We start from the raw sequence: 23,649 nt of genomic DNA, 5'->3' as shown, positions 1-23,649 counted from the left end.
CGGCCCGTCGGGCCAGGGCGATGGCCGGGAGGCCCGTGGTGCGTCCGCCGTGCAGGTCGCGACCGGCCTGCCGGTGCGTGGACGGCGGTGGAAGCGTGGGGAGCTCAACCCCGCGTTCCGCATCGTGGCGTCGATCGTCATCCCGACGTTCCGGTTCTCGTCGAACTACCACTGGTACGGCCCGAACCGCCTGCCGGCGGACGGTGCCTTCGTGCTCGCCCCGAACCACTTCACGAACATCGACCCGCTGGTCGTCGGCACCGCCGTCTACATCAGTCGGCGGGCCCCGCGGTTCCTGGCCAAGGCCTCGCTGTTCAAGGTGCCCGTCTTCGGCAAGCTCATGTCCGGCATGGGGCAGATCCCGGTCGAGCGCTCCGGTCGCACCCGGTTGAGCGACCCGCTCGGCGGCGGGCGGTCGCTCATCGAGCAGGGTGGGGCGATCATCGTCTACCCCGAGGGCACGCTCACCCGCGACCCCGACCTGTGGCCGATGCGCGGCAAGACCGGTGCCGTCCGCATCGCACTCGAGAACGACGTGCCGCTGATCCCGATGGCCCACTGGGGCACGCAGGGCATCATGGCGCGCTACTCCAACAAGCTCCGCCTGTTCCCGCGGTCGCGCGTGGACGTCATCGTCGGCGACCCCGTCGACCTGTCCGCCTACCGTGGCCGGCCGATCGACCAGCAGATGCTGACCGAGGCCACCGAGCTGCTCATGCAGCGCATCACGGAGCTGCTCGAGCAGCTCCGTGGCGAGCAGGCCCCGACGACCCGCTGGGACCCGGCGGCGAACAACCAGAAGGAGACCGGCCGGTTTGAGTGACCTCCGCCCGCACGACGATCGTCCCGACCCCGTCGCAGCAGCGCCGGGTGCCTTCGACACCGCCGCGATCCGGGTGGTGATGCAGTCCACCGACAAGCCCCGCGTGGCGGTCATCGGTGCCGGCAGCTGGGGCACCACGTTCGCGAAGGTGCTCGCCGAGGGCGGTGCCTCCACGGTCGTGTGGGCCCGCCGTCCCGAGGTCGCCCGCGAGATCACCGAGACGAAGCGGAACTCCGACTACCTGCCCGGCATCAACCTGCCCCGCACCCTCACGGCGTCGACGTCGCTCGAGCAGGTGCTCGACGGCGCCACCCAGGTGTACGTGTCGGTGCCGTCGCAGACGCTGCGCTCGAACCTCGACGCGATCCGCGAGCTCCTGCCCGCCGGTGTCCCCGTCGTCAGCCTGATGAAGGGCGTCGAGAAGAGCACCGGCCTGCGGATGAGCGAGGTCCTGCTCCAGGGACTCGGCATCGACCAGGACCGCATCGCCGTCGCGAGCGGACCGAACCTGGCGCTCGAGATCGCCCGCCGGCAGCCGACCGCCGCCGTGGTGTCGTCGTCGAGCGTGGAGACCGCGACCGCTGTCGCCGCGGTCGCGACGAACCCGTACTTCCGGTCGTTCATCAACACCGACGTCATCGGCACCGAGTTCGGCGGCGTGCTCAAGAACCTCATCGCCGTGGCGATCGGCATCGTCGACGGCGTCGGCTACGGCGAGAACACCAAGGCGTCGATCATCACCCGCGGCCTCGCCGAGATGACCGAGTTCGCGGTGTCGCTCGGCGCGCAGCCGTCCACCCTGTCGGGCCTCGCAGGCCTCGGTGACCTCATCGCCACCTGCCAGTCGCCGTTGTCCCGGAACAACACCGCGGGGCGCCTGCTCGGGCAGGGGTACCGGTTCGACGAGGTCGTGCGGCAGATGAACCAGACCGCCGAGGGCCTGGCGTCCGTCGCACCGATCCTCGAGCTCGCCGCCGCGAACGGCGTCGACATGCCCATCGTCAGCCAGGTCGGCGAGGTCCTCGCCGGTAGGCTCGATCCGCGCAACATCGCGCCGCACCTCACCGAGACCGACGAGCCCCAGGGCGAGTGACCGGTCCCGCCTCGAGTCACGAAGGGACTCCCGTGCCCACGATCCCCGAGGGAACCGACGTTCCCACGACCACCGTCGCCGTCCTGTTCGGCGGGCGCTCGAGCGAGCACGAGATCAGCTGCGTGACCGCCGGCGGCATCATGGACGTCGTCGACCGCACCGAGTACCAGATCGTCCCGATCGGCATCACGAAGGACGGCGCGTTCACGCTGCAGTCCGACGACCCCTCGCAGTGGGCGATCCGCGACGGCTCCCTGCCGACCGTGCCCGACAACGGCACGCGTGTGGCGTTCCCGACGTCGCCGGCGACGAACGAACTCGTCGTCTCGCACCCGGACGGCTCGGTCACGACCGTCGCCGTCGACGTGGTGTTCCCGATCCTGCACGGTCCGTTCGGCGAGGACGGCACGATCCAGGGCCTGCTCGAGATCGCGGGTCTGCCGTACGTCGGTGACGGCGTGCTCGCGAGTGCCCTGGCGATGGACAAGCACGTCGCGAAGGCCGTCCTCGAGCACGCCGGTCTGCGGGTCGCTCCCTGGACGACCGTGCTCCGCCGCGAGTGGGCGGCCGACCCGGTCGACGTCGCCGAGGCGATCGCGGCGCACGGCTGGCCGCTGTTCGTGAAGCCGGCACGCGCCGGGTCGAGCATGGGCGTCTCGCGCGTCGACGGCCCCGACGAGCTCGGCGCCGCGATGGACCTGGCGTTCGAGCACGACTCCAAGGTGATCGTCGAACCGCGGGTCGTCGGCCGCGAGGTCGAGGTCGCCGTGCTCGAGGGCCGCGACGGTGCGCCGCGCACGAGCCTGCCCGGCGAGATCGTCGTGGCCGAGGACGGCTTCTACGACTTCGCGTCGAAGTACCTCGGTGGCGACGAGTCCCTGCTGTGCCCGGCGCCGCTCACCGAGGCGCAGACCGACGAGATCCGGTCGATCGGTGCTCGTGCGTTCGAGGCCATCGGTGGCTCGGGGCTCGCCCGGGTCGACTGCTTCCTGACCGACGACGGCTTCGTCGTGAACGAGGTCAACACGATGCCCGGGTTCACCCCGCTGTCGATGTACCCGCGCTGCTGGGCGGCGTCGGGTGTGTCCTACGGCGAGTTGGTCACCGAGCTCATCGAGCTGGGGCGCGCCGCCGTCCGCTGACGCTCGGCGGGGTGTGTCAGCCCTGCACGTCGGAGGGGTCCAGGCACTTGTGCCCGTCCTCCGGCAGCGTCGACACCGCCGTCGCGATGTCCTGCAGCACGGCGCTGCCGGTCTTCGACGTGTCGACGACGACCTGCACCGCGGGGGACCGTCCGAACGTCGTGTAGACGATCTGCTTGCCGCGGTCGTCGCGGATCCAGTCGACCGACCCGAGCGTGAAGCACGGCAGGTCGGACACGGTCGGCACGGCCACGCCGCAGTGGTACAGCGCGGCCTCGGGGTCGCCCCAGGCCGCGGTGGACTGTGCGTTGGTGTTCCGCAGGTCGTACGTCGAGTCGACGGTCGCGGGCAACCGCACCTGTGCTGCCGCGCACGCCGCTGCGTTCGCGGAGGGTGCCGCGCTCATGCCGACGGAGTTCGTGCACCCGGTCAGCCCTGCCGCGAGGGCGATCACGACCCCCGCGATCGCGAGGGTGCGAGGGGTGCGGCGCGCGGTGTCCATCGCCGTCCAGGCTACCGTTCTCGTGTGGACGCGACGTACGACGCCTGGGCCGGACCGACCGTGGGGGAGCTCGGTGAGCTGGTCGTCCTCGACCGGATCACGAGCCGGCTGCCGGCGGGCTCGCCGCTCGTGGGGCCCGGGGACGACTGCGCCGTCGTCGCCGCTCCCGACGGCCGGTTCGTCGTGACGACGGACATGATGGTGCACGGCCCGGACTTCCGGTGGGCGTGGTCCTCGCCCGAGGACGTCGGCTGGAAGGCCGCCGCGACGAACCTGTCGGACGTCGCGGCGATGGGTGCGGTGCCGAGTGGCCTCGTCATCGCCCTCGCCGCACCGCAGGACACCCCCGTGGCGGTGCTCGAGGGCATCGCGGACGGGTTCCGTCTCGCTGTCGACGCCCTCGCGCCCGGATGCGGTGTGGTCGGCGGTGACCTCTCCACCTCGGCGACCTTCACGGTGGCGGTGACGGCGTTCGGCGACCTCGGTGGTCGTGCCCCGGTGCTCCGGTCAGGGGCTCGTGCGGGGGACGTCGTGGCGGTCTCCGGCGAACTCGGCCGTGCTGCCCGCGGGCTCGCACGACTCTTCCGTGACGGCGTGGACGCGCAGGGCGAGCCGGACCGTGCAGCGACGGTGGCGAGCGGTGCGGACGCCGATCCCGGCGTCGACCGCCAGCGCCGCCCCGTGCCCCCGATCAGCGACGGGCCCCTCGCTGCTGCGGCCGGGGCGACGGCGATGCTCGACCTGTCCGACGGCCTGGCGATCGACGCCGGGCGGCTGGCCCGTGCGAGCCGGGTGACGCTCGACCTCGATGCCGACGCCCCGCTCGACGAGGTCGCGCTGCACGGTGGCGAGGACCACGGCCTGCTCGCGACCTTCCCCGCCGAGGCACTGCTGCCGGGTGGCTTCCGCCGCATCGGAGTCGTGCGCGACCGCGGCGACGCGGACCTGCTGCGCGCCGGCTCCCCGGTGCCGACGACCGGCTGGGACCCCTACGCCGACTGGGACGGCGCCGCCGGCTGACCCACCCGGCCCGGTCGTCGACCCGGTACGACACCATCGACGTCGTACGACGTCGATCATGTCGTTCTGAGTCGCCCGCGCGGCTCAGGACGCGGCGGCCACGGCCTCCCACGCCACGGTCTCGCCGTAGCTGCGCTTGCTGAACGGCTCGAGCCCGGCGGGCCACGTCGGTTCGGCGGAGCGCTTGCTCCGCTCGACGACCACCACGGCACCGGCGGTCAACCGCGGCACGAGCGTCTCGAGCACCTCGGCGATCTCGTGCTCGGTCACGTCGTAGGGCGGGTCGATGAACACCAGGTCGAACGTGCGCACCGTCCCGCGCAGGTACCCGAGCACCGGCTGCGGCTGCACGTCGATCCGCACCCCGGGGATCCGCTGCTGCACGGCCTTCGCGTTCGCCCGGCACGCCTGCGCCGCGGCCGACGCGCGGTCGACCAGCACGACCTCGACCGCACCGCGCGACGCCGCCTCGAGCCCGAGGGCACCGGTGCCGGCGTAGAGGTCCGCGACGGAGGTGTCGTCGACGAGCCCACGGGCCTCGAGCGACGAGAACAGCGCCTCGCGCACCCGGTCGCTCGTCGGCCGGGTGCCGGACTTCGGCACACGGAGCGTCGTGTTGCCGGCGGCGCCGGCGATGATGCGGGTCATGCAGCCACCGTATCGGCCGGCGGCGTCGTCCACAGGCCGGACGGGAGGCACGTGGCACGTCGGTCGTGCCCGGTACCGTGGTGTCCGTGGTCACCACCGGAACCCCCGCTGCGCCGGCCGCGCCCGACCTCGGTCCGGCGCCCCTCGACGCGCGGCTCGCGAACGTGCTCGGTGGTCGGACCGCGTCCGCGATCCAGAAGGCGTTCGGCCACCGCACGGTGGGTGAGTTCCTCGAGCACGCACCCCGGCGCTACGCCGAGCGCGGCGCCCTGACGGCGCTCGACTCCCTGGCGATCGGCGAGCCGGTCACCATCGTGGCCGAGGTGGTCGACGTCCGCGAGCGCACGATGCGCGCCCGTCGCGGATCGATCCTCGAAGCGAAGATCGGCGACGGCAAGGGGCTGCTCACCCTGACGTTCTTCAATCAGGGCTGGCGCACCAAGGACCTGGTGCCCGGTGCCCGCGGCATCTTCTCCGGCAAGGTCAGCGACTACCGCGGTGCGCGCCAGCTCGCCCACCCGGACTACGAGCTCTTCGACCCCGACGACCCCCGCGCCACGGCCGACCCGGGTTCGGACGAAGCGATCCGGTGGTCGCGGCAGCCGATCCCGATCTACCCGGCGACGGCGTCGCTCACCTCGTGGCAGATCGCGAAGTCGATGGGGATCGTGCTCGACACCCTGCCGGACCTGCCCGACCCGGTACCGGCCTCGGCGCGTAGCCGGCTCGACCTCGTCCCGTTCCGTCGGGCACTCGAGCTCCTCCACCGCCCCGAGAAGGTCGCGGACTTCAAGCGCGCACAGGACGCCCTGCGCTACCGCGAGGCGTTCGTGCTGCAGACCGCCCTGGTGCAGCGCCGGATCCGCGCCCGACGCACCGCGGCGACCCCGCGGGTGGCGGCTCCCGGTGGCATCCTCGAGCGCTTCGACGCCACCCTGCCGTTCACCCTGACCGACGACCAGCGTGCCGTCGGTGCCGAGATCGACACCGACATCGCCCGCACCTGGCCGATGCACCGGCTGGTGCAGGGCGAGGTCGGCTCGGGCAAGACCCTCGTGGCCATCCGCGCCATGCTCACGGTGGCCGAGTCCGGTGGGCAGTCCGCCCTCATCGCCCCGACCGAGGTGCTGGCCGCGCAGCACCTGCGGTCCATCGTGAAGTTCCTCGGACCGGACCTGGCGGCCGAGCTCCGACCGGTGATCCTGACCGGGTCGCAGTCCACCGACGAACGCCGACGGGCCCTGCTCGCCGCGGCGTCGGGCAGCTCGCGGCTCGTGGTCGGCACCCACGCCCTGCTCGGCGACCGCGTCGACTTCGTCGAGCTCGGGCTCGTGGTCGTCGACGAACAGCACCGCTTCGGCGTCGAGCAGCGTGAAGCGCTCCGGACGAAGGGCGCAACCCCGCCGCACGTCCTGGTGCTCACCGCCACCCCGATCCCACGCACCGTCGCGATGACGGTGTTCGGTGACCTCGACGTCTCGACGATCACCGGGCTGCCCTCCGGTCGTGCGGGCGTCGAGACCTTCACGGTCCCGCTGGCGGAGCACCCCGGGTGGGAGTCCCGCATCTGGTCCCGGATGGCGGAGGAGCTCGACAAGGGGCGTCAGGCCTTCGTGGTCTGCCCCGCGATCGACGACGCCCACGCCGAGGACGACGGCGAACCCGCGCCCGCCGAGTCCGAGGACGACGCCCCCAAGCGCGCCCCGGCGACCGTGCTCGCCACCGCCGAGCGGATGCGCACGATGCCCGTGCTCGACGGCCGGCGGATCGCGGTGCTGCACGGCCGGATGACGGCGGACGAGAAGGACCGCGTGATGACGTCCTTCGCCGCCGGCGACCTGGACGTCCTCGTCGCGACGACCGTGATCGAGGTCGGTGTCGACGTGCCGAACGCCGCGATGATGGCCGTGCTCGACGCCGATCGCTTCGGCGTCTCCCAGCTGCACCAGCTGCGCGGCCGCATCGGCCGTGGGCAGTGGGCGGGCGTCTGCCTGCTCGTCACCACCGCCGAGCTCGAGACCACCTCGCGCGAGCGCGTCGACGCGGTGTCCGCCTCGGACGACGGCTTCGAGCTCGCCCGGGTCGACCTCGAGCTCCGGCGCGAGGGGGACGTGCTCGGCGAGCGGCAGTCGGGCGGCCGGTCGTCGCTGAACCTGCTGCGCGTGGTCGAGCACGCCGACCTCATCGTGGACGCCCGTGGCGAAGCCGAGCGGGTCCTGGAACCCGATCCCGAGCTCGACGGGTCCCCGGCCCTGCGTGAGGCACTGGCACGCCGCCTCGACGAGTCCGACGCGGCGTTCCTCGGCAAGAACTGACCCCGAGCCGGACGCACCGGCACGGACCGGTATCGTCGCTGCCATGGCGCAGATCGCGGTGGTCCCCGGTTCCTTCGACCCCGTCACGCTCGGTCACCTCGACGTCATCGGTCGAGCTGCCGGGCTGTTCGACGAGGTGCACGTGCTCGTGGTGCACAACCCGGACAAGAAGCCCGCGATGTTCGAGGCGGTCGACCGCGTCCGGCTCATCGAGGAGTCCCTGGCCGAGGTCGGCACGCCGGGAACGGTCCGGGTCGGGGAGTGGACCTCCGGGCTCCTCGTCGACTACTGCCGGCAGGTCGGGGCCAAGGTGCTCGTCAAGGGCGTGCGGTCGGGCGAGGACGTCGCCTACGAGACCCCGATGGCGATCATGAACCGGCACCTCGCCGACGTCGAGACCGTGTTCCTGCTGCCCGACGCCTCGCGCTCCCACGTGTCGAGCTCGCTCATCCGCCAGGTGTCGACGCTCGGCGGCGACGTCACCCCCTACGTGCCGAGGGCCGTGGCGGCAGCCCTCGCCGCACGCTGAGCCGCACGCTGAGCCGCACGCTGAGCCGCATGCCGAGCCGGAGGCCCGGCCGGCCGACGCGCGGACACACCCCCGCCTGCCTCGACTCTCGGCTGCGTTCACGCTAGGGTTGACGATCGTGTCTTCCCACGTGAACAGCCCCTACGCCCTGCGCGTGCGCGACCTGGCGCACCGTCCGGGCGAGATGCGCGAGCACTCGCTCGACATCGTGGTGCCGGACGCGCTGGGAGCCGGTGTGATCGCGGTGCGCGAAGGTGCTCCGCTGCGCATCGACCTGCGGCTCGAGGGCCTGCACGAGGGTGTCCTCGTGTCCGGTCACGCCTCGGCCGACGCGACGGGGGAGTGCTCGCGCTGCCTCATCGACATCAGCGAACCGGTCGAGGTCGATTTCGCCGAGCTGTTCGCGTATGATGCCTCGGAGGATTTCGACTTCTTCGTTCGCGATGACCACGTGGACTGCGAACAGGTCGTTCGAGATGCGGTGGTGCTGGCGCTGCCGTTCCAGCCGGTCTGCCGACCGGACTGCCCAGGCCTCGACCCGGTGACGGGCGAGCGACTGGCCGACCTCGATGAGCAGCCCGTTCACGAGACCCTGGACCCGCGCTGGGCAGCCCTGACCGGCATCCAGCTCGAAGCAGCCGAGCGTGCCGCCCACGGCGACACCACCGACACGAAGACCACCGAGGGCGAGGAGCGGGCCGAGGCCGAGTAGGCCCCGACACCGCCAGCCCCCGTACCGACCACCGACCAACCGAAAGAGATTCACCATGGCCGTTCCCAAGCGCAAGCAGTCCCGTGCGAACACGCACGCCCGTCGTTCGCAGTGGAAGGCCACGCCGATCCAGCTCGTCAAGACGATCGAGAACGGTCAGGTCACCTACAGCCTCCCGCACCGCGCGAAGGTCGTCGAGGACTCGGCCGGCACCCCCCTGTACATGGAGTACAAGGGCCGCAAGGTCGCCGACGTCTGATCGGACCGAACGCATGACGACGACGTCCGGCACCACGGGGTCCCGCCCCGTGGGGCCGGACGTCGTTCGTCTGCAGGGCCAGCTCGGGGTCGACATCGACCTCGAGCTGCTCCAGCTCGCCCTGACACACCGCTCCTACGCCTACGAGCACGGGGGCATCAAGCACAACGAGCGCCTCGAGTTCCTCGGCGACTCGATCCTCGGCCAGGCCGTGACCGTGAAGCTCTACCGGTCCTTCCCCGACCTCGACGAGGGTGACCTCGCGAAGCGTCGCGCCAGCCTGGTGTCGACGGTCGCGCTGGCGGAGATCGCCCGGATGATCGGGCTCGGCCAGTACCTGCGCCTCGGCAAGGGCGAGGAACAGACCGGCGGCCGCGACAAGTCGTCGATCCTCGCCGACACCGTCGAGGCCGTCATCGGTGCCACCTACCTGTCCGCGGGCCCCGACCCGGCGACCGACCTGGTGCTCCGCCTGGTCGAGCCGCTGATGATCGACCCCGACCGCTTCGGCGCCGCGATGGACCCGAAGACGAGCCTGCAGGAGCTCGCGGCGAGCCTGTCGCTCGGCAACCCGGCCTACCGCGTCACCGAGACCGGCCCGGACCACGACAAGACCTTCAGCGCGACCGTCGTCCTGCAGGGCGAGGACATCGCCGTCGGCACCGGCTCGAGCAAGAAGGCGGCCGAGATGTCCGCGGCGCTCGACGCCTGGACCCGGCTGTCCGGCCGAGCGGCCTGACCGCGTGCCCGAACTCCCCGAGGTCGAAGTCGTCCGCGCCGGCCTCGAACCCGCGGTCAGCGGCGCTCGGGTGCTGCACGTCGACGTCGTGGACGAGCGCGCGCTCACCCGGCACGACGGCCCGGCCGAGGACTTCGCCGACCGCCTGACCGGTCGCACCATCGCCGCAGCGGTCCGTCGGGGCAAGTTCCTCTGGATGCCGTTGCAGCCCGAGCACGAGGGCGACCGGCCCGAAGCGCTCGTCGCCCACCTCGGCATGAGCGGCCAGATCCTGCTCGGCCGCGATCGCCCGGCGGCGAAGCACCGCCGCATCCTCATCGACGTGCAACCCGCCGGCACCGACCGCGACGGCACCGCCGAACCCGCGGTCGAGCTCGAGTTCGTCGACCAGCGCACCTTCGGCTCGATGGCGATCGACGCGATGGTGCCGACGGTCGACGGCGCCCCCGCCGGGTTCGCCGGGCACGTCGACGCATCGGACCCCGACGCCGTGTGGCGCCGGAGCGTGCCGCAGCAGGTGTCGCACATCGCCCGCGACCCGCTCGACCCCGCGTTCGACGACGACCGCTTCACCGCCATCGCCCGGAAGCGTTCGAGCGGCATCAAGCGGATCCTGCTCGACCAGGGCGTCGTGAGCGGCATCGGGAACATCTACGCCGACGAGTCCCTCTGGGCTGCGAAGCTGCACTACGACCGACCGGCCGAGCGGCTGACCCGTGCCGACCTCGCACGCCTGCTGCACGAGGTGCGCAGTGTCCTCCGGCGTGCGCTCGAGGACGGCGGGACGAGCTTCGACGCCCAGTACGTCAACGTCAACGGGCAGTCCGGGTACTTCTCGCAGCGGCTGAACGTGTACGGACAGCAGGGGAAGCCCTGCCCGCGCTGCGGCACGACGATCGTGCGTGAGGCCTTCATGAACCGGTCGAGCCACATCTGTCCCGTGTGCCAACCGCGTCCCCGCGCCCGCACGCGTTAGCCTGACGCCCAGCAGCACAGCCCAGCAGCGGCCCCGCCGCAGCACGCGTGAGCACACCCGGAGACCGCATGTACTTGAAGAGCCTGACCATCAAGGGGTTCAAGTCCTTCGCGCAGCCGACGACGTTCGCGTTCGAGCCGGGCGTCACGTGCATCGTCGGCCCGAACGGCTCGGGCAAGTCCAACGTCGTCGACGCCCTGGCCTGGGTGATGGGGGAGCAGGGGGCGAAGACCCTGCGCGGCGGCAAGATGGAGGACGTCATCTTCGCGGGCACCTCGACCCGCGGGCCGCTCGGCCGTGCCCAGGTGCTGCTGACGATCGACAACACCGACGGGCTGCTGCCGATCGACTACTCCGAGGTGACGATCGCACGCACGCTGTTCCGCAACGGCGGCAGCGAGTACGCCATCAACGGCGAGAACTGTCGGCTGCTCGACGTGCAGGAGCTCCTGAGCGACACCGGCCTCGGGCGGGAGATGCACGTCATCGTCGGGCAGGGGCAGCTCGACAAGGTCCTGCACGCCACCCCGGAGGACCGCCGCGGCTTCATCGAGGAAGCGGCCGGCATCCTGAAGCACCGTCGCCGCAAGGAGAAGACCCTCCGCAAGCTCGACGCGATGCAGACGAACCTGACCCGCCTGTCCGACCTCGCGGGCGAGATCCGTCGCCAGCTGAAGCCGCTCGGACGCCAGGCCGAGGTCGCCCGCAAGGCCCAGTCCGTCGCCGCCGTCGCGCGGGACGCCAAGGCCCGCATCCTGGCCGACGACGTCGTCCGGCTGCGCCGCGAACTGCACGACCACCAGGAGGTCGAGGCGGGCCGCAAGTCCGAGCGCATCGTCCTGACCGAGCGACTCGACCAGACCCGGGTCCGCCAGCAGCACGTCGAGCAGAGCATGGTCGGCGATGACGTCGATCGCGCCCGGACCGTGGTGCACCGCCTGGAGAGCGTGCAGGAGCGCCTGCGCGGGCTGTCCAGCCTGGCGAACCAGCGGCTGATGTTCCTGGCGCAGCAGGCCGACGCCCCGCAGCAGGGCCCCTCGATCACCCCGGAGCGGGTGGCCGGCGTCCGTGCCGAAGCCGATCGGCTCGCCGCCCGCGCCGACGAGATGCAGGGCGGTTCCGCCGAGACCGCCCGTGCGGTGCAGGCCGCCCGTGACGCCCTCGACGCCCTCGACGAACGCATCGCCGCGCAGGCCGCCCGCGTCTCGCAGCACGACCTCGAGGCGCAGCGGCTGGCGAACGCCGTCGACGTGGCCCGGTCGAAGCGCGGGTCCACGGTGGCGGACCGTGAGCGTCGCGGGCGGGCCCTCGCCGAGGCGGGCGAACGCGCCGAGCGTGCGACCGCGGCCCTCGCCGAACTCGGCACCGATCCGTCCGAGGGCGTCGACGACGAGGCCCTCGCCGCCACGCTCCAGGCGGCTCGTGCGCAGCTGGAGACCGCGCAGGCCGCACGCGACGAGCAGCGCGACCGGCTGCACGCCCTCGAGCGCGAGCGGGACGCCCTCGACGCGCGGGTCGCGGCGCTCGGCATGTCGATCGACGTCCGCGACGGTTCGCAGGCGCTCATCGACGCTGGACGCGCGGGCATCGTCGGGCGTCTGGCCGACGCGCTCACGGTGACGCCCGGGTTCGAGGGTGCCGTCGCCGTCGCGCTCGACGGGCTCGCGGATGCCGTCCTCGCCGACGACCGTGCGGTCGCGCTCGACGCCGTCGACCACGCCCGCTCCGCGGACATCGGTCGCATCGACGTCGTCGTCGCGGACGCCGAGGTCGTCCCCACGGACCTGCCGGACACGCTGCCGGCCGGTGTCCGCCGCGCCCTCGACCTGGTGCAGGGCCCGCCGGCGATCGCCGCGATCCTGCGGAACACCCTGATCGCGGAGACTGCCGACGACCAGGGCGCGAACGCGGACACGCTCGACCTGGAGGCCGTGCTCGCCGCCGCCCCGCACGCGACGGTCGTCACCCGGTCCGGTGACCTCGTGCGCGCCGTCCGCGTCACCGGCGGCGGGGAACGCGTGACCTCGCGGATCGAGCTCGTCGCGGAGCGCGACGACGCCGTGACGCGACGCGACGCCATCAGGGCGGACGCCGAGGACGCAGCCACGGGCCTCCAGGCAGCACGCACCGCCGTCGAGGACGCACGCCGCCGTGCGGACGAGGCCGACGCGGCATCCCGCGCGCACGCGAAGGCGACGGCCGAGTACGACCGGGCCAGCGCCTCGACGCGGGCGAAGGCCGAGAACGCGGCGGCCGAGGTGGAGCGCCTGCGTGCCGCCCTCGCCGAGACCGACGGCGCCGTCGAGCTCGTCGACGCCGCCCTGGCAGAGGCCGAGGCGGCGCACCGCGCGTTCACCGAGCAGGAGCGACCCGTCGTCGACGCCTCCGAGCGTCCGGGCCTGCAGGACGCACTCGAGGCCGCACGCGCCGCCGAGGTCGAGCAGCGCATCCAGGTGCAGACCGTGCGCGAGCGCGTCCGCGCCGAACGGCACCGCGCCGACCAGCTCGAACGGCAGCTCGAGGCCGAGCGCGCGGCGGCAGAGGAGGCAGCGCGTCGTGCGGTGATCCGCCGCGGGCAGATCGAGACCGCCGAAGCCGTCCTCGCCGACCTGCCGGGCGTGCTGGGCGCCGTCGACCGGTCGCTGGCCGAGGCACGCGTGCAGCTCGCGACCGAGGAGTCCGAACGGTCGAAGCGCAACACCGAACTGCAGGCGATCCGGAACGAGGAGCGCGAGCTCCGCGACCGGCTGCAGACCATCACCGACGGCGTCCACTCGCTCGAGATGGAGATCTACGAGAAGAAACTGCACGTGTCGGGCGTGCTCGACCGGGCGCTGAGCGACCTCGGGTTGACCGAGGCCGTGCTCGTCACCGAGTACGGGCCGACCGTGCCGGTGCCGATCGACGTGCTGGTGGACCCGCGGGTGCTGGCTCGGAAGCACCGCGACGCCGAGCGCGCGGCAGCTGCCGCGGCGGGCCTCGACGAGCCGGCGGACGGTGACACGGCGCCGCACAACGAGGCCGCGACAGACACCGACATCGCCCCCGGCGACGACGGCACGGCGGACCTCGACACCAGCCCCGGCGACGACACGGTGGCGCTCGTCGACGCCGAATCGACCCTACCCGGCGGCCCCGCCCTGCCCGAGTTCGACGTCACCGACGAGGTCGACCCCGCCGACGTCGAGACCGTGCCGTACGTCCGCGCCGAGCAGGAACGTCGCCTGCAGGCCGCCGAACGCGACCTCGGCCGGCTCGGCAAGGTGAACCCGCTCGCGCTCGAGGAGTTCCAGGCGCTCGAGCAGCGGCACGCGTTCCTCGCCGAGCAGCTCGAGGACCTGCAGAAGACCCGCACCGACCTGATGACGATCATCGACGAGCTCGACACGAAGATGCAGACGATCTTCGAGTCCGCGTTCAACGACACGAAGGACGCCTTCGACGTCATCTTCCCGATCCTGTTCCCGGGCGGCTCCGGCTCGATCAACCTCACCGACCCCACCGACCTGCTCGGCACCGGGATCGACGTGCAGGTGAAGCCCGCCGGCAAGAAGATCGATCGCCTGACGCTGCTGTCCGGTGGCGAGCGGTCCCTGGCCGCAGTGGCGCTGCTCGTCGCGATCTTCACCGCCAGGCCGTCGCCGTTCTACATCATGGACGAGGTCGAGGCCGCCCTCGACGACGCCAACCTCGGTCGCCTGCTGACGGTGTTCGAGCGGCTCCGCGAGTCCTCGCAGCTCATCGTCATCACGCACCAGAAGCGCACGATGGAGATCGCCGACGCCCTGTACGGGGTGTCGATGCGGCAGGACGGCGTGTCCGCCGTCGTCGGCCAGCGGGTGCAGAAGCGCGAGCCCGCCGACGCGGTCGCGTAGCCGGCTGGCTGGCTGGCTGGCTGGCTGGCTGGCTGGCCGAGACTTGCGCTGAGCGACAGTTCACGCGCCCCGGAGCGCGTGAACTGTCGCCCAGGCCGAGACTCGGCGCGCGCGGCCCGAGACTCGGGGACGGACAGACGGGAGGCACGGTGCCAGCTGGCACCGTGCCTCCCGTCTGTGTTGCCGCCCGTCCAGGGCGTGACGCTTACTCCGCGTCGGCCGCGACCGACTCCTTCGGCTCGCCCGTCGGGGTGAGCCCGCGCTCCTGGCGCTTCTTCGAGACGACCAGCGAGGCGGTCGTCGCGACCGCGATGGTCAGCAGGATGAAGCCCAGCGAGAACCAGATCGGGATCTCCGGCGCCCACTCGATGTGCTCGCCACCGTTGATGAACGGCAGCTCGTTGACGTGCATGGCGTGGAAGACGAGCTTCACACCGATGAAGCCGAGGATGACCGCGAGGCCCTGGCCGAGGTAGATCAGGCGCTCGAGCAACCCGGCGATCAGGAAGTACAGTTGCCGCAGCCCGAGCAGCGAGAACGCGTTCGCGGTGAACACGATGAAGGCGTCCTGCGTGAGCCCGAAGATCGCGGGGATCGAGTCGAGCGCGAACAGCACGTCGGTCAGACCGATCGCGACCATGACGAGCAGCATCGGGGTGAACAGGCGCTTGCCGTCGACCTTGGTGGTCAGGCGGTCGCCGTCGTAGTGGTCCGACGTCGGGATGATGCGCTTCAGGATGCGGATCAGGCGGGAGTCGCCCTCGTCGCCGCCGTGGTCGTTGCCGCTGCGGGCCTGCGACCACGCGAGCCAGAACAGCAGCGCACCGAACAGGTAGAACACCCACGAGAAGTTCTCGATGATCGTGACGCCGAGGGCGATGAAGATGCCTCGGGCGACGAGGGCGATCGCGACGCCGACGAGCAGGACCTTCTGCTGGAACTCCTTCGGCACGGCGAAGCTCGTCATGATGATGAGGAAGACGAACAGGTTGTCGACCGACAGCGCCTTCTCGGTGAGCCACCCGGCGAAGTACTCCCCGCCGGCCTGTCCGCCGCCGAAGACCAGGATGCCGAAGCCGAACAGGATCGCGAGTCCGATGTAGAACACGGACCAGAACGCGGATTCGCGGATGTGCGGCACGTGCGGAGTACGCACGTGCGAATAGAAGTCGAACACCAGCAGGGCGAGGATGCCTGCGATGGTGAGGAGCCAGACGAAGAGTGGGACGTCCACGGTTTCCTTCAGGTAGGGCGCGCCGCTGATGTGCGGGTACGCCGAGGCCTGAAGGTCTCTTCCGCCGTGTCGCACCGGAACCGGTGCTGCACGACCGGCGCCCCGGGTCCGGATCGTTCCGGGCCGTACTGACGGGGTCACCGAGAGGGAATACTCCCCTTCGTGAGACCGAGCATACCGGGCACAGCGGACATGCGCCGCGCTCTAAGCTGGGAGCATGGCGAGTTCCTGGTCACTGTCCTCACGGCTGCGCGGCCTCTTCCAGCGCAAGACGATCGACGAGACCACGTGGGAGGACCTCGAGACCGCGCTGATCGGCGCCGACTTCGGTCCGGACATCTCCGAGGCGATCATCGAGGACCTGCACGCGCGCGTCGACCGCTACGGCACGACCGACCCGGCCGACCTGCAGCGCATGCTGCGTGAGGTGCTCGAGGAACGGATGTCGAAGCTCGACACCACGCTCAAGCTCAGCGCGCGGCCCGCCGTCGTACTCGTCGTCGGGGTGAACGGCGTCGGCAAGACCACGACGATCGGCAAGTTCGCCAAGTTCCTGAAGACCTACGACCGCACGGTCCTCGTCGGTGCGGCCGACACCTTCCGTGCTGCCGCGGTCGAGCAGGTCGCGACCTGGGCCGAGCGCGCCGGCGTCGACGTCGTCCGCCCCTCGCAGCCCGGGCAGGACCCGGCCTCGGTGGCGTACCAGACCGTCGAGAAGGCGATCCGCGACAACACCGAGATCGTGGTCATCGACACCGCCGGCCGCCTGCACACGAAGGCAGGCCTGATGGACGAGCTGACGAAGATCAAGCGCGTCGTCGAGAAGCAGACCGAGATCAGCGAGGTGCTGCTCGTCCTCGACGCCACCACCGGGCAGAACGGCCTGGCCCAGGCGCAGGCGTTCATCGAGGGCGCCGGGGTCACCGGCCTCGTCATCACCAAGCTCGACGGCTCCGCGAAGGCCGGGTTCGTGCTCAGCGTGCAGGAGAAGACGGGCATCCCGATCAAGCTCATCGGGCAGGGCGAGGGCATCAACGACCTGACCGGTTTCACCCCGCACGTGTTCGTGCAGAACCTCGTCGGCTGATTCCGGGTACTGTCTCCGCAGTACAGGGATCGTCCAGGTACACCGGAAGGAGCCCTTCAATGCCAGCACTCCTGATCATCGCGATCATCGTCGGCCTCGTCCTGCTCTTCAGCGGCATCTTCGTCGGTGCGCTGAAGTTCCTGCTGTGGGTCGGGATCGTCCTCATCATCCTGGCCGTCATCGGCTGGCTCCTCAGGAGCATCCGCGGTCGCGCATAGCGCTCGCGTCGCCCTGAACGGGCGGATGGACGAACGGGAGGCACGGTGCCAGCTGGCACCGTGCCTCCCGTCTGTCCGTGGTCGCGACCAGTGCCGCGAAAGCGACAGACTGCCGCGAACTGTCGGCGGAGATCTGTCGCTTTCGCGGACCGGTGGACGGCTTCAGACCGCCTGGCGACCCGGCGCCGCGTCGAGCAGGTGCGACAGGTGCTCGGGAACCGAGCCGCCGCGCGCGACCGTGGCGCGCGCCCACAGGCGTCCGGCGCGGTACGACGACCGGACGAGCGGGCCGGCGAGGACCCCGGCGAAGCCCATCTCCTCGGCGACCTCACGCAGCGCGACGAACTCCTCCGGCTTGACCCACCGCGCCACCGGCAGGTGCCGCGGCGACGGGCGGAGGTACTGCGTCAACGTGATGATGTCCGTGCCGGCGTTGAACAGGCGCTGCAGGGCGTCCTCGATCTCGATGCGCTCCTCGCCCATGCCGAGGATCAGGTTCGACTTCGTGACGAGCCCGGCGTCGCGGCCCTGCGTGATGACGTCGAGGGAGCGCTCGAACGTGAACGCCGGTCGGATCCGCTTGAAGATCCGCGGCACGGTCTCGACGTTGTGGGCGAAGACCTCGGGGCGGGCGTCGAACACCTGGCCGAGCTGGTCCGGGCGGCCGTTGAAGTCCGGCACCAGGATCTCGACGCCGGTGCCGGGGGAGTGCTCGTGGATCTGGCGGATGGTCTCGGCGTAGAGCCAGGAGCCGCCGTCGGGCAGGTCGTCGCGGGCGACGCCGGTCACGGTGGCGTACTTGAGTCCCATGGACACGACCGAGTCGGCGACCCGGCGGGGCTCGTCGCGGTCGAGCGGCTCGGGCTTGCCGGTGTCGATCTGGCAGAAGTCGCACCGGCGGGTGCACTGCGAGCCGCCGATCAGGAACGTGGCCTCGCGGTCCTCCCAGCACTCGAAGATGTTCGGGCAGCCGGCCTCCTGGCAGACGGTGTGCAGCTGCTTGTCCTTGACCAGGGCGGACAGCTCGCGGAACTCCGGGCCCTGGGTGGCACGGGTCTTGATCCACCCGGGCTTCGTCTCGATCGGGGTCTCGGCGTTGCGGGCCTCGACGCGGAGCATCCGGCGGCCTTCGGGGGCGAGGGTCATACGAGGGTCTCCTGTCGTGCGGGCGCGGTGCTGGGGGACGTGGTGTCGGCGGTCGTGATGCGGGCCGTCGTGGTGCACTGAGCGGCGCTGCCGATCCGCTGGCCGGTCCGCATGCCGTGCTCGGCGGCACGGATGCGGTCGACCACGACGTCGGCGAGGTCGGCGACCGTGACGGGACGCCCGGCGGCGGCGCTCAGCGTCGTCACCCCGGCGTCGGCGATGCCACACGGCACGATCGCGGCGTAGGCGTCGAGTGCGTTGTCGCAGTTGATCGCGATGCCGTGGGTCGTCACGCCCTCGGCGACGTGCAGCCCGATGGCGCCGACCTTGGCGGGCGGAGTGCCGTCCGCTCCGCGGACCCAGGCGCCGCTCCGGCCGTCGATGCGCCGCGCGTCCACCCCGACGGTCGCCGCCGCGTCGATGATGACCTGCTCGAGGTCGCGCACCCACGCGACGACGTCGATCGGAACGGCCAGCCGGACGATCGGGTAAGCCACGAGCTGCCCGGGGCCGTGCCAGGTGATGCGTCCGCCGCGGTCGACCTCGACCACCGGCGCGCCGTTCGTCGGCAGGTCGGACGGCTCGGTGCGGCGGCCAGCGGTGTACACGGACGGGTGCTCGCACAGCACGAGAACCCCGGGGGAGCGGCCGGCGATGACGTCGGCGTGGAGGTCCCGCTGCAGCGCGAGTCCCTCGGCGTAGTCGAGCAGCCCGGCAGGCCGCACGATCTCGAGTTCCGTCATGCTGGCGAGCCTACGACGGTTTCTGGACGGAGTGAAACAACGCGGACGACCTTGACCTGAACCGTGGTTGAGGGCTTCGGATGGCGGACATGGACATCCGCCAGGCACAGCTCGCCACCCGCTCGCTCGACGACACCGCCCGGTTCTGGGAACGGCTCGGGTGCCCGGTCGACCGCGCCGACGGAGTGGTCGAGGTCGTGGTGGGGTCGACGCGGCTCCTGTTCCGGGAGCTGCCGGAGATGACCGGCGCGCTGCACCTCGCGATCACGATCCCGGCGGGCACGTTCGCTGCGGCTGCCGAGTGGATCGCCGAGATGGCGACGGTGCTGGTCGACGCCGACGGCCGTGACGAGTTCGAGGGCCCGCCGAACTGGAACTCGCGATCGGTGTACTTCGAGGGTCCGGATCAGCAGCTGCTCGAGCTGATCGAGCGTCGGGACCTCGTCGCGGCCACACCCGCGTCCGCCGTCCCGCTCCTGTCCGTCAGCGAGGTCGGCATCGCCGTGCCGGACGTCCTCGGGGCCGTCGGGACACTGCGCCGCGCCGGACTCGAGCCCTACGCCAACACGCCAGGCGAGGGCTTCGCCGCGGTCGGTGACGTCGACGGCCTCGTCATCCTGGTGTCGACGGAGCGGCGCTGGTTCCCGACCGCTGACCGCCTGCCGTCGACCGCGCCGGTGGTCCTCGACGTCGGGCTGGACACCCCGGTCGAGCTCACCGAGGGGGTCGTGCTCCGCTGAGCCGTTCTGCGCCGCACCGCGCCACCCGCCCCGCGCCGTCCGGTCGTCGTCAGCGCAGGCGGTCGAGCTCGCCGAGGAAGTACGCATCCGCTCGGGCGTACGCCTCGACCGAGGTGTTCTCGGGCGGCAGGTCGTCGAACGGCCGCGCCAGGTCGAGTTCCGCGTCGACGAAGCGGACGAGGACCTCGGGTGGGGTACCGGCGCCGACCTCGCGCGTGCGTGCCTTCACCGCGATGAGTTCCGTCGTCGCCTCCGTCACCGCACGCTCGACCGTCGACTCGGCGAGCAGCGTCGGCAGGTCCATCGGCGGCATGGCGCTCTCCGGGTGGTCCCGCAGCCACCGGAGCGAGGCCGCGGTCCGGAGCACGTAGAAGAACCGCTTCAGCGTGATCTCGCGCTCGTACTGCCGCGCGGCGACGTGCAGGTAGTGCCGGCCGATGCGCCCGCGGTCGGCCACGCTCGCGACGAACGCCAGGAGCCGGTCGCGGAAGGCATCGTCACCCGCGTACACGATCGGTGAGCGCAGCCACTCGCCGACCGTCGCGTTCCCGTTCACGGCGAGGCGGACCGTCTTCGCGAGGTCCCACCCGTTGACGTCGAACACCTTGTCCAGCGGTGTCTCGATGACGTCGCGGCTGGGCCAGAGCGACAGGTAGTCGTCGCGCCGTCGCACGTACAGGAACCGGCAGTCGTAGTCGCTGTCGGGCGACGGGAAGCCCCAGGCGCGACTGCCGCTCTCGATCGCCCACGGGATCGTCACACCGAGGTCGGACTGCAGGCGCGCGAGCCGCCCATCGATCTCGGCGACCACCGCTGGGTCGAGGTCCTCGGGGACGGCGCGCATGCCTCGACGATACCGAGCGTCGGACACCTGATCAGGGAACCTGCTCGTGAACCAGTAGAATCGACGGATCATGGCGCAATTCGGTTCACTCTCCGATCGGCTGACCGAGACCTTCCGCAATCTGCGGAGCAAGGGTCGGCTGACTCCGTCCGACGTCGACGGCACCGTCCGCGAGATCCGGCGGGCGCTCCTCGACGCCGACGTCGCGCTCGAGGTCGTCAAGGCGTTCACCGCTTCCGTGCGCGAGCGTGCCCTCTCCGACGAGGTCAACCGCGCGCTGAACCCGGCGCAGCAGGTCGTCCAGATCGTCAACGAGGAACTCGTCGGCATCCTGGGCGGGCAGCAGCGTCGCCTCGAGTTCGCGAAGAAGCCGCCGACGGTCATCATGCTCGCGGGTCTGCAGGGTGCCGGTAAGACCACCCTCGCCGGCAAGCTCGGCAAGTGGCTCAAGAAGGACGGCCACACCCCGATGCTCGTCGCGGCCGACCTCCAGCGTCCGAACGCCGTGCAGCAGCTGCAGGTCGTCGGCGAGCAGGCCGGCGTCCACGTCTTCGCGCCGGAGCCCGGCAACGGCGTCGGTGACCCGGTCAAGGTCGCCAAGAACGCCATCAAGGCCGCGGTCGACCAGCAGTACGACACCGTCATCGTGGACACCGCCGGTCGTCTCGGTGTCGATGCCGAGCTGATGAAGCAGGCCGCGAACATCCGCAAGGCCGTCGACCCCGACGAGGTCCTGTTCGTCATCGACGCGATGATCGGTCAGGACGCCGTCGTCACGGCCCGCGCGTTCCAGGAAGGCGTCGACTTCACCGGTGTCGTGCTGTCGAAGCTCGACGGCGACGCCCGCGGTGGTGCGGCTCTGTCGGTCGCGAGCGTCACCGGTCGCCCGATCATGTTCGCCTCCACGGGTGAGGGCCTCGACGACTTCGAGCCGTTCCACCCGGACCGCATGGCGAGCCGCATCCTCGACCTCGGCGACATCATGTCGCTCATCGAGCAGGCCCAGTCGGCCTTCGACGAGGACGAAGCCCGCGCGGTCGCCGAGAAGATCGCGTCCGACTCGTTCACGCTGAACGACTTCCTGCAGCAGATGCAGCAGCTCCGCAAGGCTGGCTCGATCAAGGGCATGCTCGGCATGCTCCCGGGCGCCAAGGGCATGCGCGAGGCACTCGACAACTTCGACGAGCGCGAGATCGTGCGCACCGAGGCGATCATCCAGTCGATGACGCCCAAGGAGCGCGAACTCCCGAAGCTCCTCAACGGCTCGCGCCGACTCCGCATCGCCAAGGGTGCCGGCTCCACGGTCACCGAGGTCAACGCCCTCGTGAACCGGTTCGAGCAGGCCGCGAAGATGATGAAGACCGTCGCCCGTGGTGGCGTGCCGCAGATGCCGGGCATGGGGCCGATTCCGGGCATGCACGGCGGCAAGAAGCAGCAGCAGGGCGGCAAGAAGAAGTCGAAGGTCGGCAACCCCGCCAAGCGTGCGGCGATCGCCGCCGGGACGGCTGCCGCTCCGCAGCAGGCGCCGAAGGGCTCCGGCCTCGGCCTCGGCGGTGCCGCCAAGGGCGGCAAGGCGCCGACCGAGGAAGAGCTCGCGAGCCTGCAGAAGTTCCTGGGTCGCTAGTCGCGACCCCTGACGGACGGGAGGCCCGGTGCCAGCTGGCACCGGGCCTCCCGTCCGTCTGCGCGCACGTCGCGACGTTCCTTCCCAGAACGGTCGCGATGGAAAGCGGAATCGGGCGTACCCGGTCGGAAAAAACGACCCGGTACGCCCGATTTGACCAGCTACGCCGAACGACCCGGGCTCACAGGGACTCGCGGAACTCCGTCACCAGGTGGCGGACGACCTCGCGCAGGTCGCCGCCGTGCTCCTGCGCGACCCGGAGCTGCCGCTGGTACGACGCGCCGTTCGAGATCATCGTGTCGAGGTGGTGCAACTCCTGCTGGCAGCCGAGCCGCTCGGCCACCGGGTCGAGACGCTGCACCAGGTCGTGCACCTCGTCGGTCACGAGCCGCTCGTCGCCGGCGGCGTTCGTGATGATCTCGGCCTCCATGCCGTAGCGGGCGGCGCGCCACTTGTTCTCGCGGATGAACCACGGCTGCATCGTCGGCAGGGTCTCGCCGGCGTCGAGTCGGTCGGACATCGCGGTGACCAGGCACTGCACGAGCGCGGTCACGGCGCCGACCTCGTGCAGGGTCGAGATGCCGTCGGAGACCCGGTTCTCGAGCGTCCCCCACTTCGGCGACGGGCGGATGTCCCAGCGCAGGTCCTTCACGCTGTCGATGACGCCCGTGTGCGTGAGGTCGCTCACCACCTCTTCGAAGTTCGCCCAGGCGCCGAGTGCCGGCGGCAGGCCTCCGGTGGGGAGCTGCTGGAACATGAGGGCCCGGTTCGAGGCGTACCCGGTGTCGATGCCGGCCCAGAAGGGGCTCGATGCGGTGAAGGCCTGCAGGTGCGGGACGTACGCGAGCATCGCGCCGAGGATCGGCAGGGCCTTGTCACGGTCGTCGATGCCGACGTGCACGTGGACGCCCCAGATGAGCATCTGCCGACCCCACCAGCGCGTCCGGTCGATCAGGGTCGTGTAGTGCTCGCTGTCCGGGGTGATCTCCTGCTGGTCCCAGACGGCGAACGGATGCGTGCCGGAGCACATGACCTGGGCGTCGAGCGGCTCGGCGGCGTCGATGAGCTCGCCGATGATGCCGGACAGCTCGCTCGTGGCGTCGCGGACCCGTGAGTGCACGCTGGAGACGACCTCGACGGTGTTGGTCAGGAGTTCCTCGGTCACCCGCTCGCGGTCGCCGAGTCGTTCGTGCACGGCCGCGATGACCGCAGGGGCACGGGGCGCGAGGTCGCCGGTCGACAGATCGACCAGCGGGAGCTCCCACTCGACGCCGATGGTCGACGGAGGGGACTCGGTGAAGCGGATGTCCATGCTGTACATCCTGCCCGGAAGGTTGTCGGACACGCACAACGACGGCGGCTTCTGGTCGTGCGGATCCG

The 23,649-nt window shown here is 71.2% G+C and carries 22 protein-coding genes; 15 read left to right on the top strand and 7 right to left on the bottom strand.

What is annotated here, in order from left to right; translation table 11 throughout:
* The first annotated feature begins 49 nt into the window (after window positions 1-49).
* From HQQ88_RS04630 to HQQ88_RS04620, 3 genes are all read left to right on the top strand, one after another.
* On the top strand, window positions 50-823 hold the full coding sequence (locus tag HQQ88_RS04630) for a 1-acyl-sn-glycerol-3-phosphate acyltransferase (RefSeq protein WP_131846547.1): 774 nt from the start codon (window positions 50-52) through the stop codon (window positions 821-823).
* Between the two features lie 79 nt (window positions 824-902).
* Entirely contained in the window at window positions 903-1,916 is a 1,014-nt protein-coding gene (locus HQQ88_RS04625; RefSeq protein WP_111086095.1) for an NAD(P)H-dependent glycerol-3-phosphate dehydrogenase, read from the top strand.
* A 32-nt stretch (window positions 1,917-1,948) separates the two neighbouring features.
* Window positions 1,949-3,058, top strand: a complete 1,110-nt coding sequence (locus HQQ88_RS04620; protein ID WP_367916976.1) for a D-alanine--D-alanine ligase family protein — start codon at window positions 1,949-1,951, stop codon at window positions 3,056-3,058.
* Between the two features lie 16 nt (window positions 3,059-3,074).
* Here HQQ88_RS04620 and HQQ88_RS04615 read toward each other — a convergent pair whose 3' ends face one another.
* A complete protein-coding gene (locus HQQ88_RS04615; protein WP_123937673.1) occupies window positions 3,075-3,560 on the bottom strand; it encodes a DUF3515 family protein in 486 nt (161 codons plus the stop codon).
* Window positions 3,561-3,584: 24 nt separating this feature from the next.
* On the opposite strand from HQQ88_RS04615, the gene thiL reads away from it, so the two are divergent.
* On the top strand, window positions 3,585-4,580 hold the full coding sequence (thiL, locus tag HQQ88_RS04610) for a thiamine-phosphate kinase (protein WP_173168734.1): 996 nt from the start codon (window positions 3,585-3,587) through the stop codon (window positions 4,578-4,580).
* Between the two features lie 84 nt (window positions 4,581-4,664).
* On the opposite strand, the gene HQQ88_RS04605 is transcribed toward thiL, so the two are convergent.
* Window positions 4,665-5,228 carry an RsmD family RNA methyltransferase gene (locus HQQ88_RS04605; RefSeq protein WP_123937675.1) on the bottom strand — a complete coding sequence of 188 codons (564 nt, stop codon included), beginning with the start codon at window positions 5,226-5,228 and terminating at the stop codon, window positions 4,665-4,667.
* An 86-nt stretch (window positions 5,229-5,314) separates the two neighbouring features.
* Here HQQ88_RS04605 and HQQ88_RS04600 point away from each other — a divergent pair, with 86 nt between their 5' ends.
* The 7 genes from HQQ88_RS04600 to HQQ88_RS04570 all read left to right on the top strand — a co-directional run bounded on the left by HQQ88_RS04600 (window position 5,315) and on the right by HQQ88_RS04570 (window position 14,633).
* Window positions 5,315-7,543 carry an ATP-dependent DNA helicase RecG gene (locus HQQ88_RS04600; protein ID WP_173168733.1) on the top strand — a complete coding sequence of 743 codons (2,229 nt, stop codon included), beginning with the start codon at window positions 5,315-5,317 and terminating at the stop codon, window positions 7,541-7,543.
* Between the two features lie 43 nt (window positions 7,544-7,586).
* Window positions 7,587-8,072 (top strand): pantetheine-phosphate adenylyltransferase, encoded by a 486-nt coding sequence (gene coaD, locus HQQ88_RS04595; RefSeq protein WP_173168732.1) that lies wholly within the window; start codon window positions 7,587-7,589, stop codon window positions 8,070-8,072.
* A gap of 154 nt (window positions 8,073-8,226) precedes the next feature.
* Window positions 8,227-8,784 (top strand): DUF177 domain-containing protein, encoded by a 558-nt coding sequence (locus tag HQQ88_RS04590; protein WP_308222030.1) that lies wholly within the window; start codon window positions 8,227-8,229, stop codon window positions 8,782-8,784.
* A gap of 55 nt (window positions 8,785-8,839) precedes the next feature.
* Entirely contained in the window at window positions 8,840-9,043 is a 204-nt protein-coding gene (gene rpmF / locus HQQ88_RS04585; RefSeq protein ID WP_017888273.1) for a 50S ribosomal protein L32, read from the top strand.
* A 13-nt stretch (window positions 9,044-9,056) separates the two neighbouring features.
* The gene (gene rnc, locus HQQ88_RS04580) at window positions 9,057-9,782 is read left to right on the top strand and encodes a ribonuclease III (RefSeq protein ID WP_254066829.1); all 726 of its coding nucleotides are present in this window, start codon (window positions 9,057-9,059) and stop codon (window positions 9,780-9,782) included.
* Between the two features lie 4 nt (window positions 9,783-9,786).
* Window positions 9,787-10,758, top strand: coding sequence for a bifunctional DNA-formamidopyrimidine glycosylase/DNA-(apurinic or apyrimidinic site) lyase (mutM, locus tag HQQ88_RS04575; protein ID WP_131879837.1), 972 nt, complete (start codon window positions 9,787-9,789; stop codon window positions 10,756-10,758).
* Window positions 10,759-10,826: 68 nt separating this feature from the next.
* Window positions 10,827-14,633, top strand: coding sequence for an AAA family ATPase (locus tag HQQ88_RS04570; protein ID WP_173168731.1), 3,807 nt, complete (start codon window positions 10,827-10,829; stop codon window positions 14,631-14,633).
* 205 nt (window positions 14,634-14,838) lie between these two features.
* Here the strand turns inward: HQQ88_RS04570 and HQQ88_RS04565 are convergent, their stop codons facing one another.
* Complete coding sequence (locus HQQ88_RS04565; RefSeq protein WP_111086101.1) at window positions 14,839-15,867, bottom strand: TerC family protein; 1,029 nt, start codon at window positions 15,865-15,867, stop codon at window positions 14,839-14,841.
* A 217-nt stretch (window positions 15,868-16,084) separates the two neighbouring features.
* On the opposite strand from HQQ88_RS04565, the gene ftsY reads away from it, so the two are divergent.
* On the top strand, window positions 16,085-16,954 hold the full coding sequence (gene ftsY, locus HQQ88_RS04560; protein WP_173168730.1) for a signal recognition particle-docking protein FtsY: 870 nt from the start codon (window positions 16,085-16,087) through the stop codon (window positions 16,952-16,954).
* A 59-nt stretch (window positions 16,955-17,013) separates the two neighbouring features.
* The gene (locus HQQ88_RS04555) at window positions 17,014-17,172 is read left to right on the top strand and encodes a DUF4175 domain-containing protein (RefSeq protein ID WP_139199230.1); all 159 of its coding nucleotides are present in this window, start codon (window positions 17,014-17,016) and stop codon (window positions 17,170-17,172) included.
* Between the two features lie 162 nt (window positions 17,173-17,334).
* Here the strand turns inward: HQQ88_RS04555 and lipA are convergent, their stop codons facing one another.
* Together lipA and lipB are read right to left on the bottom strand one after the other, a co-directional pair.
* Complete coding sequence (gene lipA / locus HQQ88_RS04550; protein WP_173168729.1) at window positions 17,335-18,318, bottom strand: lipoyl synthase; 984 nt, start codon at window positions 18,316-18,318, stop codon at window positions 17,335-17,337.
* Window positions 18,315-19,061 (bottom strand): lipoyl(octanoyl) transferase LipB, encoded by a 747-nt coding sequence (lipB, locus tag HQQ88_RS04545; RefSeq protein ID WP_173168728.1) that lies wholly within the window; start codon window positions 19,059-19,061, stop codon window positions 18,315-18,317. Before lipB ends, lipA begins: the two co-directional genes overlap by 4 nt.
* Before the next feature lie 89 nt (window positions 19,062-19,150).
* Here lipB and HQQ88_RS04540 point away from each other — a divergent pair, with 89 nt between their 5' ends.
* A complete protein-coding gene (locus HQQ88_RS04540; RefSeq protein ID WP_173168727.1) occupies window positions 19,151-19,801 on the top strand; it encodes a hypothetical protein in 651 nt (216 codons plus the stop codon).
* Between the two features lie 49 nt (window positions 19,802-19,850).
* Here HQQ88_RS04540 and HQQ88_RS04535 read toward each other — a convergent pair whose 3' ends face one another.
* Entirely contained in the window at window positions 19,851-20,645 is a 795-nt protein-coding gene (locus HQQ88_RS04535; RefSeq protein ID WP_173168726.1) for a nucleotidyltransferase domain-containing protein, read from the bottom strand.
* Between the two features lie 70 nt (window positions 20,646-20,715).
* Here HQQ88_RS04535 and ffh point away from each other — a divergent pair, with 70 nt between their 5' ends.
* On the top strand, window positions 20,716-22,269 hold the full coding sequence (gene ffh, locus HQQ88_RS04530; RefSeq protein ID WP_111086061.1) for a signal recognition particle protein: 1,554 nt from the start codon (window positions 20,716-20,718) through the stop codon (window positions 22,267-22,269).
* A gap of 181 nt (window positions 22,270-22,450) precedes the next feature.
* Here ffh and HQQ88_RS04525 read toward each other — a convergent pair whose 3' ends face one another.
* Window positions 22,451-23,590: a glutamate--cysteine ligase gene (locus HQQ88_RS04525; protein WP_173168725.1), complete on the bottom strand. Its 1,140-nt coding sequence runs from the start codon at window positions 23,588-23,590 to the stop codon at window positions 22,451-22,453.
* Window positions 23,591-23,649 lie beyond the last annotated feature (59 nt).

The organism is Curtobacterium sp. VKM Ac-2861 (assembly GCF_013204965.1).
In the GTDB taxonomy this organism is placed as follows: domain Bacteria; phylum Actinomycetota; class Actinomycetes; order Actinomycetales; family Microbacteriaceae; genus Curtobacterium.
The sequence above is the reverse complement of the archived record's forward strand: the minus strand, read 5'-3'. Positions and strand labels throughout refer to the sequence as shown.